General features: G+C 71.8%; 16 protein-coding genes and 1 tRNA gene. 7 read left to right on the forward strand and 10 right to left on the reverse strand.

Translation table 11 applies throughout. The features are described 5' to 3' along the window. Positions 1-377: 377 nt before the first annotated feature. The gene (locus tag ACFXMF_RS16290) at positions 378-713 is read left to right on the forward strand and encodes an integrase core domain-containing protein (RefSeq protein WP_379989270.1); all 336 of its coding nucleotides are present in this window, start codon (positions 378-380) and stop codon (positions 711-713) included. Between the two features lie 522 nt (positions 714-1,235). Here ACFXMF_RS16290 and ACFXMF_RS16295 read toward each other — a convergent pair. Next, positions 1,236-2,345 (reverse strand): sn-glycerol-3-phosphate ABC transporter ATP-binding protein UgpC, encoded by a 1,110-nt coding sequence (locus ACFXMF_RS16295; RefSeq protein ID WP_360318332.1) that lies wholly within the window; start codon positions 2,343-2,345, stop codon positions 1,236-1,238. 244 nt (positions 2,346-2,589) lie between these two features. On the opposite strand from ACFXMF_RS16295, the gene ACFXMF_RS16300 reads away from it, so the two are divergent. Continuing rightward, positions 2,590-3,609, forward strand: coding sequence for a LacI family DNA-binding transcriptional regulator (locus tag ACFXMF_RS16300; protein WP_360318330.1), 1,020 nt, complete (start codon positions 2,590-2,592; stop codon positions 3,607-3,609). A gap of 71 nt (positions 3,610-3,680) precedes the next feature. Here the strand turns inward: ACFXMF_RS16300 and ACFXMF_RS16305 are convergent. Continuing rightward, positions 3,681-3,754: transfer RNA gene (locus tag ACFXMF_RS16305), tRNA-Thr, on the reverse strand. A 173-nt stretch (positions 3,755-3,927) separates the two neighbouring features. On the opposite strand from ACFXMF_RS16305, the gene ACFXMF_RS16310 reads away from it, so the two are divergent. Beyond that, positions 3,928-4,191: a GlsB/YeaQ/YmgE family stress response membrane protein gene (locus ACFXMF_RS16310; RefSeq protein ID WP_360318328.1), complete on the forward strand. Its 264-nt coding sequence runs from the start codon at positions 3,928-3,930 to the stop codon at positions 4,189-4,191. A 70-nt stretch (positions 4,192-4,261) separates the two neighbouring features. Next, the gene (locus ACFXMF_RS16315; protein ID WP_360318326.1) at positions 4,262-5,137 is read left to right on the forward strand and encodes an acyl-CoA thioesterase domain-containing protein; all 876 of its coding nucleotides are present in this window, start codon (positions 4,262-4,264) and stop codon (positions 5,135-5,137) included. Between the two features lie 13 nt (positions 5,138-5,150). Here the strand turns inward: ACFXMF_RS16315 and ACFXMF_RS16320 are convergent, their stop codons facing one another. After that, complete coding sequence (locus ACFXMF_RS16320) at positions 5,151-5,630, reverse strand: flavin reductase family protein (RefSeq protein ID WP_360318336.1); 480 nt, start codon at positions 5,628-5,630, stop codon at positions 5,151-5,153. A gap of 119 nt (positions 5,631-5,749) precedes the next feature. Then, the gene (locus ACFXMF_RS16325) at positions 5,750-7,144 is read right to left on the reverse strand and encodes a class I adenylate-forming enzyme family protein (protein ID WP_379989267.1); all 1,395 of its coding nucleotides are present in this window, start codon (positions 7,142-7,144) and stop codon (positions 5,750-5,752) included. 470 nt (positions 7,145-7,614) lie between these two features. Between ACFXMF_RS16325 and ACFXMF_RS16330 the strand changes: the two genes are divergently transcribed. Together ACFXMF_RS16330 and ACFXMF_RS16335 are read left to right on the forward strand one after the other, a co-directional pair. Next, positions 7,615-9,273 (forward strand): diguanylate cyclase domain-containing protein, encoded by a 1,659-nt coding sequence (locus ACFXMF_RS16330; RefSeq protein WP_360318321.1) that lies wholly within the window; start codon positions 7,615-7,617, stop codon positions 9,271-9,273. 415 nt (positions 9,274-9,688) lie between these two features. Further along, a complete protein-coding gene (locus ACFXMF_RS16335; RefSeq protein WP_360318319.1) occupies positions 9,689-10,447 on the forward strand; it encodes a hypothetical protein in 759 nt (252 codons plus the stop codon). Positions 10,448-10,456: 9 nt separating this feature from the next. Here ACFXMF_RS16335 and ACFXMF_RS16340 read toward each other — a convergent pair whose 3' ends face one another. From ACFXMF_RS16340 to ACFXMF_RS16365, 6 genes are all read right to left on the reverse strand, one after another. Next, a complete protein-coding gene (locus tag ACFXMF_RS16340) occupies positions 10,457-11,227 on the reverse strand; it encodes an SAM-dependent chlorinase/fluorinase (RefSeq protein ID WP_360318317.1) in 771 nt (256 codons plus the stop codon). A 9-nt stretch (positions 11,228-11,236) separates the two neighbouring features. Continuing rightward, positions 11,237-11,584 carry a thioredoxin gene (trxA, locus tag ACFXMF_RS16345; RefSeq protein ID WP_360318315.1) on the reverse strand — a complete coding sequence of 116 codons (348 nt, stop codon included), beginning with the start codon at positions 11,582-11,584 and terminating at the stop codon, positions 11,237-11,239. Beyond that, a complete protein-coding gene (locus tag ACFXMF_RS16350; RefSeq protein WP_379989265.1) occupies positions 11,581-12,057 on the reverse strand; it encodes a MerR family transcriptional regulator in 477 nt (158 codons plus the stop codon). Before ACFXMF_RS16350 ends, trxA begins: the two co-directional genes overlap by 4 nt. A gap of 110 nt (positions 12,058-12,167) precedes the next feature. Further along, positions 12,168-14,552 carry a glycoside hydrolase family 65 protein gene (locus ACFXMF_RS16355; RefSeq protein WP_379989264.1) on the reverse strand — a complete coding sequence of 795 codons (2,385 nt, stop codon included), beginning with the start codon at positions 14,550-14,552 and terminating at the stop codon, positions 12,168-12,170. Next, positions 14,549-15,328 carry a beta-phosphoglucomutase family hydrolase gene (locus tag ACFXMF_RS16360; protein WP_360318309.1) on the reverse strand — a complete coding sequence of 260 codons (780 nt, stop codon included), beginning with the start codon at positions 15,326-15,328 and terminating at the stop codon, positions 14,549-14,551. The genes ACFXMF_RS16355 and ACFXMF_RS16360 overlap by 4 nt, the downstream gene beginning before the upstream one ends. 149 nt (positions 15,329-15,477) lie before the next feature. Continuing rightward, positions 15,478-16,260 (reverse strand): SDR family oxidoreductase, encoded by a 783-nt coding sequence (locus tag ACFXMF_RS16365; protein WP_360318306.1) that lies wholly within the window; start codon positions 16,258-16,260, stop codon positions 15,478-15,480. Between the two features lie 401 nt (positions 16,261-16,661). Between ACFXMF_RS16365 and surE the strand changes: the two genes are divergently transcribed. Continuing rightward, positions 16,662-17,615, forward strand: a complete 954-nt coding sequence (gene surE / locus ACFXMF_RS16370) for a 5'/3'-nucleotidase SurE (protein ID WP_379989263.1) — start codon at positions 16,662-16,664, stop codon at positions 17,613-17,615. Positions 17,616-17,682 lie beyond the last annotated feature (67 nt).

Here is a 17,682-nt window from a genome sequence, read left to right on the forward strand (position 1 = left end):
CCGGCTCGGGCGTCCGGCCCGGCCCGCGACCGCCTGCCCGCTCCGCTCGCGACCTCGCCCCAGGTGTCGGGCCCGGCTTGCGACTGCTGCCCACCGGCTTGCTGCGCTCGCGACTTCGGCCCGGGTCTCGGGCCCGGCCCACGACCATCGCCCACCCGCTCGCTGCGCTCGCGACCTCGCCCCAGGTGTCGGGCCCGACTTACGTTTCGCGCCGGCACGCTCGCCTCGCTCACGACTCCGGCTCGGGCGTCCGGCCCGGCCCGCGACCGCCTGCCCGCTCCGCTCGCGACCTCGCCCCAGGTGTCGGGCCCGGCTTGCGACTGCTGCCCACCAGCTTGCTGTGCTCGCGAGTTCGGGTCAGGTGTTCGACTCGGCCCGTGACCGCCGCCCACCTGCCCGCCGCGTTCGCGACCGGGCTTGATCCACTTTGGCGGACACCTGGAAACACCGGTAGTGAATTCGCCGCGCTCACTGCCGAGTTCGGCAGCCGATCGTCCGTCGGACAGACCGGCCGGTGCCGGGACAACGCACTCGCCGAGTCCTTCTTCGTCACCCTCGAAAGCGAACTCGGGGTCGACCGGCGCCGGCGCAGCCGGGCCGCCGCCCACCACGAGGTCTTCGAGTACAGCGAATCCTGGTACAACCTGCGCAGACTGCACAGCAGCCTCGGCTACCTCAGCCCCGTCGAATACGAAGCCGCCCTTTCGGCCTGACCACCACAACGACGGTGTCCGTCAAAGTGGAGCAAGGTCACGACCTCGCCTGGGGTGTCGGGCTCGGCCCACAAACACCCCCCACCGGCTTGCCCCGCTCGCGACCCGGACCAGACATCAGCCCGACTCACGACCCGGCGCCTGCCCGCCGCACCCGCGACCCGTGCCGCCCACTCGCCCCGCTCACGACTCGGGGCAGGTGTCGGCCCGGCTCACGACTCGGGCTTGCCCGCCCGCCGCGCCTGCGGCCCCGGTCTGCCTGGTCGCCGCGTCCGCAACCCGGACCACCGCTCGCCCGCTTCACGACCCCGACCGGACATCGGCCCCGACTCACGACCCGCCCCGACCCGCGCCCGCGACCCAGACCACCACTCGCCCCCGACCGACCGGTCCGCCGCACCCGCGACCCGACCTCACCCGCCGGCCCGGCCCTCCGGCATGTAGTCCGAACGCGCCTCGCCCCCGACCCCCCACCTACCCCGGTGGGGGTGGGTGGCGGGTCGGGGGCGAGGGGGTGGTGGATCAGTCGTGCAGGCGTTCGCCGGACTTGGTGGAGAAGAGGTGGGTTTCGCCGACGGTCGGGACCACGTGGAGGACGCCGCCCTTTTCCGGGACGTCGCGGCCGGGGACGCGGACGACCAGGGGCTTGGTTTCGCCGTCGATGGTGACCGAGCCGTAGACGAAGGCGTCCGAGCCGAGCTCCTCGACGACGTCCACGGAGACCGCGAGGCCCTTGGCGTCCTTGTTCAGGCCCTCGGCCGAGTTGATCTTCAGGTGCTCGGGGCGCACGCCCAGGGTCACCTTCTTGGCGCCCTCGGCCACCGCCGCCTCGCGGGCCTCGCGGGAGACCGGGACGACCGCGTCGCCGAAGCGGATGCCGTCCTCGGCGAGGTCGACCTCGATCAGGTTCATCGCGGGCGAGCCGATGAAGCCGGCCACGAACACGTTGGCCGGGCGGTCGTACATGTTGCGCGGGGTGTCGACCTGCTGGAGCAGACCGTCCTTGAGCACCGCGACGCGGTCGCCCATGGTCATCGCCTCGACCTGGTCGTGCGTGACGTAGACGGTGGTGATGCCCAGGCGGCGCTGGAGGCCGGCGATCTGGGTACGGGTCTGCACGCGGAGCTTGGCGTCCAGGTTGGACAGCGGCTCGTCCATCAGGAAGACCTGCGGCTCACGGACGATCGCGCGGCCCATCGCGACGCGCTGGCGCTGACCGCCGGAGAGCGCCTTCGGCTTGCGGTCGAGGTATTCGGTGAGGTCGAGGATCTTCGCGGCCTCTTCGACCTTCGCGCGGATCTGCTTCTTGTCGACGCCGGCGATCTTGAGCGCGAAGCCCATGTTCTCGGCGACCGTCATGTGCGGGTACAGCGCGTAGTTCTGGAACACCATCGCGATGTCGCGGTCCTTGGGCTCCAGGTTGGTGACCTCGCGGTCGCCGATGTGGATCGAGCCGCCGGTGACCTCCTCGAGACCCGCGAGCATGCGCAGGGAGGTGGACTTTCCGCAGCCGGAGGGGCCGACGAGAACCAGGAACTCGCCGTCGGCGATCTCCAGGTCCAGCGCGTTGACGGACGGGCGCTCGGCGCCCTTGTAGGTACAGGTCGCCTGCTTGTAGCTGACCGTGGCCATGGTGATGTGTCCTTCCACCGGCAGGAACGTGCCGGACGATCCGAGTGGAGGGTGAAGTACCCGGTGCCGAACGACCGCGTCGCGCTGGGCGAGTGGTCTAGTCCATTCTTGACGGACTGCGATCACCGTACCCGGGCGCACGGGATCTGTCAGCAGTCCGGAGCGGTCGGGATCGTCCGAAATGTTTTGCGTGACCCGCAAAGCCCTGCGAAATCCTGCTGAAAGTCTCACTAGGCTGCGGGGCATGAAGGCTCGGTTGGCGGACATCGCAACGCAGGCAGGGGTCAGCGAGGCGACCGTGAGTCGGGTGCTCAACAGCAAACCCGGAGTCGCGGACGACACTCGGCGGGCCGTCCTGACCGCCCTCGACGTGCTCGGCTACGAACGACCGGCCCGTCTGCGGCGGCGCAGCGCGGGCCTGGTGGGGCTGATGCTCCCGGAGTTGGACAACCCGATCTTCCCGGCGTTCGCGCAGGTCATCGAGCGGGCGTTGGCGCACCACGGGTACACGCCGGTGCTGTGCACGCAGACCCCGGGCGGGGTCACCGAGGACGACTACACCGAACTGCTCCTGGAACGCGGGGTGTCCGGGATCGTCTACGTCTCCGGCCTGCACTCGGACTCGGGCGCGGACCTGTCCCGCTACCTGCGCCTGGTCGAGCGCGGCCTGCCGATGGTGTTCGTCAACGGCTTCGCGCCCGGGGTGGACGCGCCGTTCATCTCCAGCGACGAGGCGGTCGCGGTGGAGTTGGCGATAGGGCACCTGGCCTCGCTGCGGCACACCGCGATCGGGCTCGCGGTCGGACCGGAGCGGTATGTGCCCACCGCGCGCAAGATCGCCGGTTTCCGGCACGGGCTCGCCGAGCGGTTCGGGGTCCTGGACGCGGACGGCTGGATCGAGCGTTCGCTGTTCTCGGTCGAGGGCGGGCAGGCCGCGGCGGGCGCGCTGCTGGCGCGGGGTGCGACGGCGATCGTGTGCGGCAGCGACCTGATGGCGCTCGGCGCGGTGCGGGCGGCGCGCGAGCGCGGATTGCGGGTGCCGCAGGACGTCTCGGTGGTGGGCTACGACGACTCGCCGCTGGTGGCGTTCACCGATCCGCCGCTGACCACGGTGCGCCAGGCGGTGCAGGCGATGGGCGCGGCGGCGGTGCGCGCGCTGCTCGACGAGATCGGTGGCGGCCGGGCGCCGCGTACCGAACTGATCTACCGCCCCGAGCTGGTCGTTCGTGCCTCCACCGGCCCGGCGCCGGACCTGCGCCGCTGATCGACGGCGGGTACGCGTCCGGGGAGACGAACGGGCCGCCGTCCGCGTCTCGCGGATGGCGGCCCCTGGTGAGCCCCGAGTCGGGTTCGAACCGACGACCCCGCGCTTACAAGGCGCGTGCTCTGGCCAACTGAGCTATCGGGGCGTGTACCGGACCATTTTGCACCGTGGCCACCCGGCAGGCGCAACCACCTTAGGGCTTTGGGGCTCGGGTGTGTTCGCGTTAACGCGTGGTGATCGTGGGGAACAGGAGACACCTGTCCGGAAAAGTCCGGACTGATGTGGTCCGTACGCGTGCCGCCGTCCGTGGAGGAACCCGTGACATTCGTTGGTTTGATCATCGCCGGGGTCATCATCGGCGCGCTGGGCCGGCTCTTTCTTCCCGGCAGGCAGAAGATCGGCTTCCTGGCCACGATGGCGGTGGGCATCGTGGGCACGCTGATCGGCTACGGCATCGCCGCCGGGCTGGGGGTCGAGGAGACCAGGGGGGTCGACTGGCTCCGGTGGATCATCAGCATCGCGGTCGCCGCGTTCCTGGTGTCGCTGGTCGTGAAGTTCACCGGAAAGGGTGCGCGGCGCTGACCCACCGCAGAACTGACGGGCCGTCAGGGGCGGTGCGGGCGGCGGTTCGGCGGGCTGCGATCATGCGCGCATGGCTGGTGGAGTGTCGATGTGGCCGAGCATCGCGACGGAAGACCTGGTGGACGCGCTGGAGTTGGCGCCGGTGGGGCCCGCGGACCCGGGTGGGCCCGGCGCGGTGGTCACCTTCGGGGCGCGCAACATCGTGACCCCGATCCCGCGCACGCTCGGCGCGCAAGTGCTGGCGCAGACCGTGGTGGCGGCCGAACGGGTGGTCCCGCACATGGCGGTGCAGACGCTCCAGGGCGTGTTTCCCCGGGCCGGCGATCCGGCCGAGCCGGTGCGGGTGCGGGTCGAGCGGCTGCACCAGGGCCGGTCCGCGGCGATGCTCCAGGTGGGCTTTCGGCAGGGCGCGCACGAGCACTACCGGGCGTTCGTGACGCTCGGCGTGCGCGGACCCGAATTGGTGCGGCACGCCGACCCGTTGCCGGCGCGGGTGCCGGGGCCCGAGGACTGCGCCGAGTTGTCGGTGCCGATGTTGCCGTGGGAGGTGCGCACGGTGGGCGGGGCGGACGCGTTGGCTCCGGAACTGGCCGGGCCGCCGCGCCTGGACCTGTGGACGCGGTGCGTGGGGGTCGAGGACACCGCGACCATGGCCCGGGCGGTCCTGGCCTGGACGACCGAGGGTTTCCTGGGCCCGGTGGCGCTGCGGCCGTATCCGCGCGCCGAGATCGAGCGGCGCGGCGGGCGCTCGATGTCGGTGGCGCTGGCCCAGAACATCACCTTCCACGAGGACTTCTCCGCGCACGAGTGGCTGCTGCTGCGCTGCGCGAGCGAGTACGCGGGCGACGGTCGCATGCACGGGCGGATCCGGGTGTTCACCCGGGACGGTCGCCTGGTGGCCTCGGTGACCGCGGACGGCCTGATGCGCCCGGGGCCGCGGCCGTGAGCGTGCTGCGGCCTCAGCCCAGACCCTGGTAGCGGCCCCGGAAGTGCAGCAGGGGCGGGCCTTCCGGGCTGGGCATTTCCACGGCGAGCACCTCGCCGACGAACAGGACGTGGTCGCCGGCCTCGACCACCCGGTGGGTGCGGCACTCCAGGGTGGCCAGGGCGCCGCCGACCAGCGCGGCGCCGGTGATCGGGCCGCGGCGGTGCGGGATGTCGGCGAACATCAGCCGGTCGCTGATCCGGCCCGGGATGGCGAAGCGGCCGGCGACGTGTCGTTGGCTCTGCGCGAGCAGCGACACCGCCCACAGCGGTTGTTCGTCCAGTACGTCGCGCATCCGGGCCTCGCGACGCAGGCTGATCAGCACCAGCGGCGGGTCCAGCGACACCGACATGAACGCGGTCGCGGTCATCCCCACGTCGTCCACGGGGCCGCCGTCCTCGGGGTCGCCCTCGACGGCGGTGAGCAGCACCACGCCGGCGGCGAATCGGGACATCGCGGCCTTGAAGGCGGCTTCGTCGACGGGCGGCGGCGGGGTCCGGGACACGGATCCAGGGTATGCGGCCCGGACGCCGGGGCCGGGATCCGCCCTTCCCGCGCGGCGCCCCCGACCCGTCAGCGGCCCGCCGTGATCTCCCGGGCCAGGTCCTCGCGGCGGCCGGCGCCGGAGGGCAGTTCGTCGGCGTAGAAGACGCGCACCGGGTGCTTGTACTCGGCCAGGCCGGCCTCCGCACACGCGGTGCGCAGCGCTCCCGGGCCCGGGACCCGGGCGGGGTCCTCGGCGACCACCACGGCGCCGAGCAGCCGGCCGTCGGTGGGGTGCGGCAGGCCGATGACCGCGACGTCCCGGACGTCCGGGTGGGCCTTGAGGACCCGTTCCACCTCGCCCGGACCCACCGTGTGGGCGCCGACCCGGATCAGCTCGGCCGCCCGGCCGGTCACCGTCAGCACGCCGCCGGCCTCGTCGAGCACGGCCAGGTCGCCGGTGCGGTACCAGCCGTCGGCGAGCACCTCGGCCGTGGCCTTCGGGTCGTCGGCGTAGCCGTCGAACAACAGCGGACCGCGCACGCACATCTCGCCGTCCGGGTCCAGCGCGACATAGTGCAGCGGGCCGGGGATCCCGCAGGCGCCCGGGTGGGCGAACACCTCGGGGCCGGACAGCGCGGTGAGCGGGCCGGTCTCGGGCGTGTCGTGCACGACCCGCACACATGCGTTCGGCGCGATCCGGGCGATGTCCGCGAGCACCGCGGCCTCGGTCGGCTCGGTGTCGGCGAACCGCAGGGTGTCCAGCGTCTCGTCGTCGGCGGGCTGCTCGGCCTCGGTCTCGGCCAGCGCCCGCCACACCGCGGGTGCGGCGGTGAGCCGGGTGGCGGCGTGTTCGCGCACCGCCGCGCGCACGGCGGTCGGATCGCCGCCGGGCACCAGGACCAGGGTGTCCCGGGCGTGCCACTGGGCGAGTGCGAGCGTCCAGGTCCGGCCGTCGGCCAGGTCGGCCGCGAGCACGTGCGTCCCGCGCGACTCGGCGAGCGCGCCCGGGTGCGAGCGCAGCACCAGCACGCGGTGCGACAACGACGCGCCGCGGGTGCCGGCCGGGGCGATCAGGCACGGGTCGGTCTCGGTCGGCTCGACGTCGGCCGGCTCCGGCAGGTCCTCGGGGTCCTCGTCGTCCAGGTCGGCGATCAGCGCGTCGGCCTGTTCGGCCGAGTCCAGGACCAGGGCGGGTGCGTACCCGTCGGGATCTTCCGGGTCGGCGGGCACCAGCACCGCCCCCAGCCGGGCGAGGGCGGCGAACAGCGGCACCGCCGCGATGCCCGCGCCGGCCGAGATCGGGCCGCAGCCGACCCGGTCGCCCGCCGCCAGACCCAGGGCGAGCAGCCGGCGCAGGCCGAGTTCCGCCGCCGCGTCCAGTTCGGCGAACGTCAGCGAGCGCTCGCCGAGCACGACCGCGGTTCGGTCCGGGACGGCGCGGGCCGCGTTCGCGAAGACCTCCCCGACGACCAGACCGGTCATCGCCCCACCCCCGTCGTTCGACGCGCCGTTGTGTTCGCCGTATCGGCCCGTGCGACGCGCGCGCAAGATCGTACGGAAACCTGACGGACGTACCGTAGGGACTTCGCATGCCCGCTGGGAAGAGCGGCCGGTGATCTTGCTCCGGATCGACTGTGCCTCAGCTCGCTGACGCATAGCGAACGGCCTGCGGGGAATCTGATTGGTCGTCAGGTCGACTCGGCGAACCCTGGGGTTAGTTCCCGAAAATGGGCTCCCGCCTCGTACGATGCGCGGTGGATGCCGGCGGAGGGGGCGATTCCGGGGCGGCTCGGCGGTCCGACTCGATACGGTATGAAGCGTGAGGTGGCTCACAGTGACAGTCTGATCGATGACGGAACGTCGCCAATTCGAAGCCCGCTGTGATTCAGTTTCTCTGGTAAACGGACGATATCTGTTCAGAAGACACCGGCGTCGACCCCTGGGGGAGACCCATGACAGCCGAGACGGAGACCCACGTCCGGTTGGCGACTTTGCGCCTTTTGAACCGCGTCGTCGCCGACCTGAACGCCACGCGCGATCTCAAGGACACCCTGCAAGCCGTCGTCGACGGCGTGGTTTCGGGCCTGGGGTTCGGGGTCGCTGCGGTCAATCTCGTCCGCGCCGACGGCGACCTCGAGGTCGCGGCGGTGGCCGGCAACGACGAGCTGCGCAAGGCGATGGCCGGCCAGATCGGTTCGCGCGAGGGCTGGGATCGCATCCTGGCCGCCGCCGAGCCGTGGGGACCGCTGCGCTTTCTCGGGCACCGCTCGGGGCTGGCCGACGTGGGGGACGTCCCGAGTTGGATACCGGACCTGCCGATCGGGGACCACCCCGAGGCGTGGCATCCACGCGACGCGCTGCTCGCGCCGCTGCACACGCCCGAGGGCGATCTGGTCGGCGTGTTGTCGGTGGACCTGCCGGTGGACGGGCTGCGGCCCGCCCCCTGGCGACGCGAGGTGCTGGGCATGTTCGCCGCGCAGGCGGCGATCGCGGTGGACAACGCGCGGCTGCGCAGCGACATGCAGCGCGCGGTGGCCCGCCTGGAGCGCGAGCAGTTGGCGTTGCGGGCCAGCGAGGAGAGCTTCCGGCAGGCCTTCGAGTACGCGCCCAGCGGCATGGTGATGACCGGTGTGCGCGGGCACGAACAGGGCCAACTGCTGCGGGCCAACGACGCGTTGTGTCGGATGCTGGGCTACCCGGCGCCGGTGCTCAAGCGGCTCGGGCTGGGCGCGTTGGCGCACCCGGAGGATCGGCCGCTGCTCGCCGGGCACCTGGGCGGGACGGTGCCGGTGGCGGGCTGTACCGAGCTGCGTCTGGCACGCAGCGACGGTACGTATCGGTGGGTCTCGCTGCGCACCTCGCAGGTCGCGGACGGGCTCGGCGACCTGCGGTTCGGGTTGACCCACGTGGAGGACATCGAGGATCGCAAGCAGCGCGAACAGGCGCTCGTGCACGAGGCCAGCCACGATCCGCTCACCGGCCTGCCGAACGGGCGCGAGCTGCGGGCCAGGCTGGCCGCGCGGTTCGGCCCGGGCGCCGCGCTGCCCGACGCGGCGCCGGTCCCGGTCCCGGCCGCTGCGACTGCGGCGGTCGGGGCGGTCGGCGAGGTGCGCGAGCCGTACGCGGACGAGTGGGCGGTGCCCGCCGGCGCGATCCTGAGCATCCCCGAGGGCGCGGTCGTGGTCGTGGACGAGCCGCCCGCCGCCGAGCGTCGCGGCGTCGCGCTGTTGTTCTGCGACCTGGACGGGTTCAAGCACATCAACGACAACTTCGGCCACCACATCGGCGACGTGGTGCTCAAGGCGGTCGCCGAGCGGCTCACCGCCGCAGTGCGCGAGGGCGACACGGTGGCCCGGCTCGGCGGCGACGAGTTCGTCGTGCTCGCCGACGGGATCGGGCGCGAGGAGGCGGAGGAGATGGCGGTGCGGCTGCGCCGCGCGTTGTCCGTGCCGATCCCGGCCGAGGGCTTGGCGGTGCCGCTGGAGGGCGCGAGCTTCGGGATCGGCTGGGCGGAGGAGGCCGCCGAACCCGAGGACCTGCTGCGGATCGCGGACGAACACATGTACGCGAACAAGCGGCGTCGCGACCGGGCCCAGCGTCGGGCGGGCTGAGCGGGGCCGGACGGCCGGTCGGACCCGACGCCTGTGCGGGCCACTCCACGATGGTGGATCTATTGGGCGTCTCGGGTGAATTCGGTCACCGCATGGCCGGCCGGTCGGGGCCGTGCGCCGGGGGCGCGAACGGGCTGTGAGTGGGTGTACGAGCGGTCGCCATACGCATCAGTAGGGCCTTTTCGTGACAGTCCCGTCACGCGGACAACGCCACTTGCCCTACCCGTCGCCCGTTAGTGTGATGCCTGATATTGGCAAAGCCTGGCCTGGCGCACGTAGGGAGGACTACCCGATGACGGCGGGTACCAACGGTGAACCTGAAGACCCGTACGGGTACCTCTATCGGCCGGCGCCGGGTGAGGAAGCGGCCGAGGGGACAGGGACAACCGGTGCGTACGGTTCTTCCGCCAATCGCATGATGCCGCAATACGTGCAGGTCGGGCAGATGAATTACGCGCAGCCCCCCGCGCACACCCAGCCCCAGGCGGCGATCCCGGCCCAGCACGAACACGGTGGCGCGCAGTCCCCGCCGCACTCCCCGCCGCCGAGCACGGGCGGCGGCGCCGGCGGCGGTCGCGGCGCGGTGATCGGTGCGGCGGTGGCGATCGTGCTCGTGATCGCGGTGGTCGCCGGTGTGTTGTTGACGCGCGGCGACGGCGACAAGAAGGAGAAGGCGTCGCCGACCACCGCGAGCGGCGGTCCCAGCTCCCCGCCCCAGTCGCAGAGCGCGCCGCCCTCCAGCGCGCCGTCCACGGCACCGGGCGGCAAGTTCGCCGTGCTGGAGGCGGAGGACGCCTCGCCGAGCGGGGGCGCGGTCGCGGTGCCCGGTGTCCCCAACTCCTCGGGCAAGGGCATGTTGGACATGTCGGCGCCGGGGTCGACCATCACGTGGAAGGTGGAGGTACCCAAGAAGGGCACCTACTACCTGGCCGTGAAGTTCCTCAACGCGGGCACCGAGCAGCAGAACCTGTCGATCCGGGTGAACGGCAAGGACACCTCGAACAAGGTGCGGCTCAAGAACTACGGCACGGCGACCAGCGTCACCGGCACCTGGAACATGGTGCAGCTCAACGAGGGTTCGAACGACGTCGCGCTGACCTGTGGAACCGGGGACAGCTGCAAGGCGGCCCTGGACCAGGTGTGGTTCGAGAACCAGCAGCCGAACCTCAAGTAGCGGCCGAATTCACGTGGCGGCCGAGACGCCGACCCGGTCCCCGGCCCGCACGCCCAGCAGCCGGGCCGCGTCGCCGCCGTTGACCGAGATGGCCAGCAGCCCCGCCGAGTCCTGATAGCCGACCAGTTCCCCGGCGGGCGCCTCGCCGAAGGTGCCGCGCAGGGGAACCGGGTAGGTGCGCTCGCCCACCTCGACCCGCAACACGTCGACGCCGGCGAACTCGGCCGGCGTGTAAGCGAGTTGCACGTTGCCGAAGTGGTCGACCGTGAGCACCTCGCCGGGCGCCGGGGCGGTCTGCTCGACCGGGTCGCCCACCGGCGGGCCGACCTCGGCGAGCGGCGTGCCGAGCGCGAGGTGGGCGGCGACCGGCGCGAACACGTCCCGGCCGTGGAAGGTCCGGGAGACCTTCGCCAGGGTGAGCGCCGGGTTGGTGATCTCGCGGATCTCCTCGATGCCGCCCAGCGCCTGCGCGGCCCACGGGAGCAGGCCGTTGTCCGGCCCGACCAGGAGATGGCCGCCCGCGCGCAGCACCAGCGCCCGCCGCGCGGTGCCCACGCCGGGATCGACCACCGCGATGTGCACGCTGCCCGGCGGGAACCACGGCACGGTCTGGGCCAGCACCAACGCGCCGCGGCGCACGTCCCCGGGTGGCACCAGGTGGGTCACGTCCACGACCGGTACGGCGGGTGCCAGGCCGGCGATCACGCCGTGGCACGCGGCCACGAAGCCGTCGGCGAGTCCGTAGTCGGTGGTGATGGTGATCCGGTGGGCGCTGGTCATTTCGGCAAGTTACCCCGCGACGGCCGGGTTCTCCCCGAGCACGCCCGCGAGTTCGGCCAGGATCCGGCGCTTGGGCCGCGCCCCGACGAACTGTCGTACCGGCTCGCCGCCCTGAAAGACCATGAAGGTCGGCATGGACAACACGCCGTAGCGGGCGGCGACGGCCGGGTTGCGGTCGACGTCGAGCTTGGCCACCGCCAGGCCCGGCTCCTCGATCGCGATCTGCTCCAGCACCGGTGCCATCTGACGGCACGGCCCGCACCATTCGGCGGTGAACTCGACCAGGGTCGGCCGGTCGGCGCGCAGCACCGCGGTGTCGAAGTCGGCATCGGTGGCGTCGTGGACGTTCGTGGTCATCGGGACTCCTTGGTGAGCGGGCCGGTGGTCAGCGCGCAGCGGGGCTCCGGCGGGTCGGGCAGGGTGGCGGCGGCGAAGGCGGCCGGGGTGGTGGGCCGGTCGGCGCGCTCGCCGGCGGCGTGCGCGCTTTCGGTCTGGTCGAGCTGGGCGACCAGATGGGCCCGGATGCCCTGCATGCGGTCGATGCAGGCGTCGAGCTCGGCGAGCTTGCGTCGGTAGACCGCGACCGACGCGGGGCACTCGTCGCCCGCGTCGTGCCCGGCGCGCAGGCACTCCACGAACGGGCGGGTCTCCTCCAGATCGAAGCCGATGCCCAGCAGCGCGCGGATCTCGCGGACCAGTCGGGCGTCGTCCTCGTCGTAGTCGCGGTACCCGCTGCTGTTGCGCCGAGCGGACAGCAGACCGCGTTCCTCGTAGTAGCGCAGGGTTCGGGTGCTGGTCCCCGCGCGCTCCGCCAGTTCTCCGATGCGCATGTCCGAAACGGTAGACCTTGACGTTGACGTGAAGGCCAGGGGTTCGGGGGCGGCATCGGTGCGGCCGGGATGATCGCCGGCCGAGTCCGCGGGCTCGGCCGGCGGGTCGGTCAGCTCGGGCTCGGGCCCGTGGCGTGGGTGTCGGGGGCGCCCTGGCGATGCACCGGGGCGCGGCCCGCGGGCTGGCGGGGAGGGGTGTCCCGGGTGAGCGGGGGGATGTTCAGCGTTATCGACTTGCCCGGGATCAGCACGTGCTTCTCGCCGTGGTGCAGGAACGGCAGCTCGTCGCCCTCGCGCAGCGTGTACGTGGTCTGCTCGTGGGTGGTCTGCACCCGCAGCCGGGCGCCGCGCACCGACAGCGAGAAGGCCAGCCCGGTCAGGCCGATCGGCAGGCGCGGCTTGAACGACATGCACTCGCCGTGGTCGCGCAGCCCGCCGAAGCCCGCGACCAGCGCCATGCAGGTGCCTGCGAGGGAGGCCATGTGCAGGCCGTCCTTGGTGTTCTTGGCCAGGTCGTGCAGGTCCATCAGGGCGGCTTCGGCGGTGTAGTCCAGGGCCAGTTCGAGGTGGCCGACCTCGGCCGCCAGGACCGCCTGGGTGCAGGCCGACAGGGACGAGTCGCGCACGGTCAACGCCTCGTAGTAGTCGAAGTTGCGGCGCTTCTGCTCGTCGGTGAACGCGTCGCCGCGCACCTGCATGGCCAGTACCAGGTCGGCCTGCTTGACCACCTGCTTGCGGTAGATGTCGAAGTACGGGTAGTGCAGCATCAGCGGATAGTGGTCCGGCGGGGTGTTCTCGAAGTCCCACATCCGGTGCTTGGTGAAGCCGTCGGCCTGCGGATGCACCCCCAGGTCCTCGTCGTAGGGGACGTACATCGCGTGCGCCGCGTCGCGCCAGCTCGCGGTCTCCTCGCTGTTCACCTCCAGCGCGCGGGCCTCGTGCGGGTGGCGTGCCACCGAGTCGGCGGCGGCCAACAGGTTGGACTGTGCCATCAGGTTGGTGAACACGTTGTTGTCGGCGAGCGCGCTGTATTCGTCCGGGCCGGTCACGCCGTTGATCCGGAACCGGCCGGCCGCGTCGTGGTGGCCGAGCGAGCGCCACATCCGGGCCGTCTCGATCAGGATCTCCAGGCCGAAGTCGCGCTCGAAGTCCCGGTCACCGGTGGCCCGCACGTAACGCGCGACGGCGACCGCGATGTCCGCGCCGATGTGGAACGCCGCGGTGCCGGCCGGCCAGTAGCCGGAGCACTCCTCGCCGCGAATCGTCCGCCATGGGAACAGGGCGCCGGCCAGGCCCAGTTGGGCGGCGCGCTCGCGGGCCAGCGGCAGCGTCGAATGCCGCCAGCGCAGCGCCTGCGCGACCGCGTGCGGCAGCCCGTACGTGAGCACCGGCAGCACGAACACCTCGGTGTCCCAGAAGCAGTGCCCGTCGTATCCGGGTCCGGTCAGCCCCTTCGCCGGGATGGCCCGCTCCTCGGCCCGGGCACCCGCCTGGAGCACGTGGAACATCGCGAACCGCACGGCCTGTTGCAGCTCGACGTCGCCCTCGACCTCGATGTCGGAGTTGTCCCAGAACTGCTTGAGGTAGCCGCGCTGCTCGTCGACCAGCCCGTGCCAGCCGGTGTACCGCGCGGCGGTCAGCGCGGCGGCGACCTGGTCGCGCAGCGCGGGCAGCGAGCGGGTGGAGGACCAGCCGTAGGCGATGTACTTCACGATTCGCAACTTCTGCCCGCGGTCGAGCAGCGTGGTCACGCTGAAGCGGGCCAGGTCGGCGGCGCTCTCGGGCTCCACGTACATGCCCTCGGGGCCGTCGACCTCGTGGTCCATGCCGACCGCGACGCGCAGTCCGCTGTGCTCGGTGCGGTGCACCAGGATCGCCTTGGTGCCGTTGTGCGTGTGCTCCTCGGCGCGCAGCGGCGCCTCCAGGACGGCGGCGGCGCGCGGGTCGGCGTTCGGCAGCGGCAGTTCCTCGTTGGTGACCAGCTCCGACTGGAGCACGATCCGGGCCGGGCCGTCTATCGGTTCGATCACGTACTCGATCGCGGCGATCGAGCGTTGGGTGAGCGAGACCAGCCGCTTGGAGGTGACCCGGACGGTCCGGCCGGCCGGTGAGGTCCACAACGCGCGGCGGTGCAGGACCCCCTCGCGGAAGTCGATCGAGCGTTCGTGGTCCTGGGTCTGGCCGTAGCGCAGATCGAACGGCTCGTCGTCGACCAGGAGCCGGATGATCTTGCCGTTGGTGATGTTGATGACGCTCTGGCCCGACTCGGGATAGCCGTATCCGGCCTCGGCGTAGGGCAGCGGGCGCAGTTCGAAGACGCCGTTGAGGTAGGTGCCGGGCAGGCCGTGCGGTTCGCCCTCGTCGAGGTTGGCCCGCAGGCCGATGTGGCCGTTGGAGAGCGCGAACACCGACTCGGACTGGGGCAGGTGGTCCAGGTCCAGGGTCTGCTCGGTGATCCCCCACGGCTCGATCGTGTAGGGGTTTCCGGTGCTCATGCCGTGCCTTCCGCCGAGGTCCGTCCGCCCGCCCGGTCGCCGGGCGCGGGGTCGAGGAGTTCGTCGAGATCCGCGACGACCACGTCCGCGCCGTGTCGGCGCAACTCTTCGGCCTGACCGACCCGGTCCACGCCGATCACCTGCCCGAAGTCGCCGGCCCGGCCGGCCGCGACGCCGGCCAACGCGTCCTCGAACACGGCCGCGTGCGCGGGGGCCACGCCCAGGGCCTTCGCGCCGGCCAGGAAGGTGTCCGGCGCGGGCTTGCCCGCGAGGCCGTCGCGTTTGGCCACCACGCCGTCCACGATCGCGTCGAACAGGTCGTGGATGCCCGCCGCGCGCAACACGTCCTCGCAGTTCGCGCTGGAGGACACCACGGCGCTGGGCAGCTTCGCGGCGCGTGCGGCGTGCACGTAGCGCACCGAACCGGGGTAGACCTCCACGCCCCGGTCGTGGATCAGCCGCAACACCAGGTCGTTCTTGGCGTTGCTCAACCCGTGCAGGGTGAACGACCCGGGCGGGTCGCCCTCGTCGCCCGTCGGCAGTTCGATGCCGCGCGACTCCAGGAAGGAGCGGGTGCCGTCCAGGCGGGGCTTGCCGTCCACGTAGGTGTCGTAGTCGCGTCTGGGGTCGAACGGGGTGAAGTCGGCGCCGTCGCGTTCGCGCAGGTATCGGTCGAACATCTCCTTCCAGGCGACGCCGTGCACCTTGGCGGTCTGGGTCAAGACCCCGTCGAGGTCGAAAAGAAGCGCTTGGATGGTGTTCGGCAGGCCCAACATGGCGGGTTTACTGCCCCCGATGCGGGCTGGTTATCCGTGCGGTGATCTTTTCGGATGACACCCGGGAAGAGATGGCGTGTCACGTGTGGTGCTTGAGCATGTTTTGACCGAAATGATGTTGAATTCCAGAGGTGGCGCGCGTGGGGCGGCTACCGGACCACATGGCCCGCATTGACCAGAAGCATCTGGCCGGTGATGGCCTTGGCGCGGTCCGAGAGGAAGAAGACGACGGCCTCGGCCACGTCGGCGTCGGTGGCCATTTCGGGCAGGGCCATCGGCGCCACGAGGTCGGCGAGCACCTCCGCGGCCGGCACTCCGGCGGCCTGCGCCTGGTAGTTCACGAAGCCCTCCACCGGCGGGCCCCACATCCAGCCCGGGGCCACCGAATTGACCCGGATCCGGTGCGGACCCAACTCGTGGGCCAGGGCGTAGGTGGCGGAGGTGAGACCACCCTTGGACGCGGCGTAGGCCATCTGCGGCGCCTGTGGCGGCGGGACCAACTGGGACTGGGTGGCGATGAAGACCACCGCGCCGCCGCCGGCCTTGAGCGCGGGCAGCGCGGCCTTGGTCATCGCCAGGCTGCCGACCAGGTTGACCTCGACCACCCGGCGCAGGTCGGCGAAGTCGGTCGCCTCCAGCCCGCCGAACACGGTGTCCAGCGCCGCACAGTTGACCAGACCGTCCACCGTGCCGAAGCGTTCCACCGCGAGGTCGACCAGGGCCCGGCAGGTCTCGTGCTCGGTGATGTCGGTCACCGCCCAGGCGACCCGCTTGCCGGTGGGATCGATCTCCTCGGCGACCTTGACCAGGTTGGCCTCGGTCCGCGAACCGAGCACCACGTTGGCGCCGTCGCGCGCGGCGGCCAGGGCCACCCGGCGGCCGAGGCCCGGGCCCACGCCGGAGACGATCACGGTTTTGCCGTCCAGGATCATCACAGCTCCGCCCACTCGACCCGGCCGAGCCGGTCGGCTTGGCTGATGATCCGTCAGATTACGTTCGGGGAAAGGGCTTTGGCCAGACCCGGGCGAGGGGGGTGTCGGCGCGGCCGCGGCGTGCGCATCCGGACGAACCACCCGGCTCCGCCCATTGCAATGTCCGACCGTTGACCTTATTTTCGCTATCCGCCGGCTGACACGTGTCGAATCGCAGGGTGCATTCCGTCCGATTCACCCCTCCGTACACGTTGTGCGACCCGAATTTCACTCGACCGCCCGGTCGGGTCGGTGACGGGTTTCGTACGGCCGGTCCCGTTCCACGCACAAGACCCGAGTCGTCGAGCCACAGGGTGCGATGTCCCCCGGGCGTGCGGACCTTCTTGCCTACGGAGGACGAGATGGCCATCTTCGGTACGAAACACGTGTTCACCGTCGCGGCGGGCGCCACCGCCGTCGCGCTGCTCGCGGCGAGCGCACCCGTCGCGATGGCGAGCGACGACGCGCGCGGCACCCAGGCGCCGCGCAAGCTCAGCATTTTGATGAGCAACGACGACGGGCAGCAGGCGCCGTTCATCCGCGCGCTGCAACGGGCGCTCAAGGCGGCCGGCCACGACGCGGTGATCGTCGCGCCCGCCACCGACCAGTCCGGCAAGGGCACCGGGATCAACGCGACCCCCGGCGCGATCGTCAAGGCCGCCGAGGTCGAGCCGGGCATCTGGTCGGTCGAGGGCACGCCCGCCGACTCGGTCTCCTTCGCCCTGGCGAACGTGTACCGGGACAAGAAGCCCGACCTGGTGGTCACCGGGATCAACCCGGGCCAGAACATCGGCGCGACCACGAACCACTCCGGCACGGTCGGCGCCTCGATCACGGCCGCGGAGAAGGGGGTCCCGGCGGTCGCGTTCAGCGCCGAGTACAGCACCGCCGACCCGCGCAACCCGTTCCCGCAGATGGCACAGGCGACGGCGTTCGCGACCCGGTTGGTGGACCGGCTCGCGGCCACCGCGAAGCGGACCGGGCCGGTGCTGCCGCTGCACACCACGCTCAACGTGAACTACCCGGCCAAGCCGACCGGCCGGGTGGAGACAACCAACGTCGGCGAGGCCGACGCGCTGAAGGTGAGCTACGTCAAGGACCCGTCCTGCGACACCTGCTACAAGCTCGACCTGGGTCTGGCCTCGGGGGTGACCGAGCCGGTGCGCAACGCGGACACCACCGCGCTCGCCCGGGGATCGGTGTCGATCTCGATGTTGGACGCGGACTGGACGGTGCCGGGTTGGCAGTGGGGGCAGCAGACGCGCGTGTTGGACGCGGTGGGCGTGCAACTGCGGCTGTCCGGCCTGAAGGCGTGATCTCGCGGTGACCCGGTCGGGGCCGGCTTCGGTCGGTTCCGCCCGGGTCACCGGACCGGTGTGGCGG

It is taken from the genome of Embleya sp. NPDC059213, from assembly GCF_042754445.1.
Classification (GTDB): Bacteria; Actinomycetota; Actinomycetes; order Streptomycetales; family Streptomycetaceae; genus Embleya.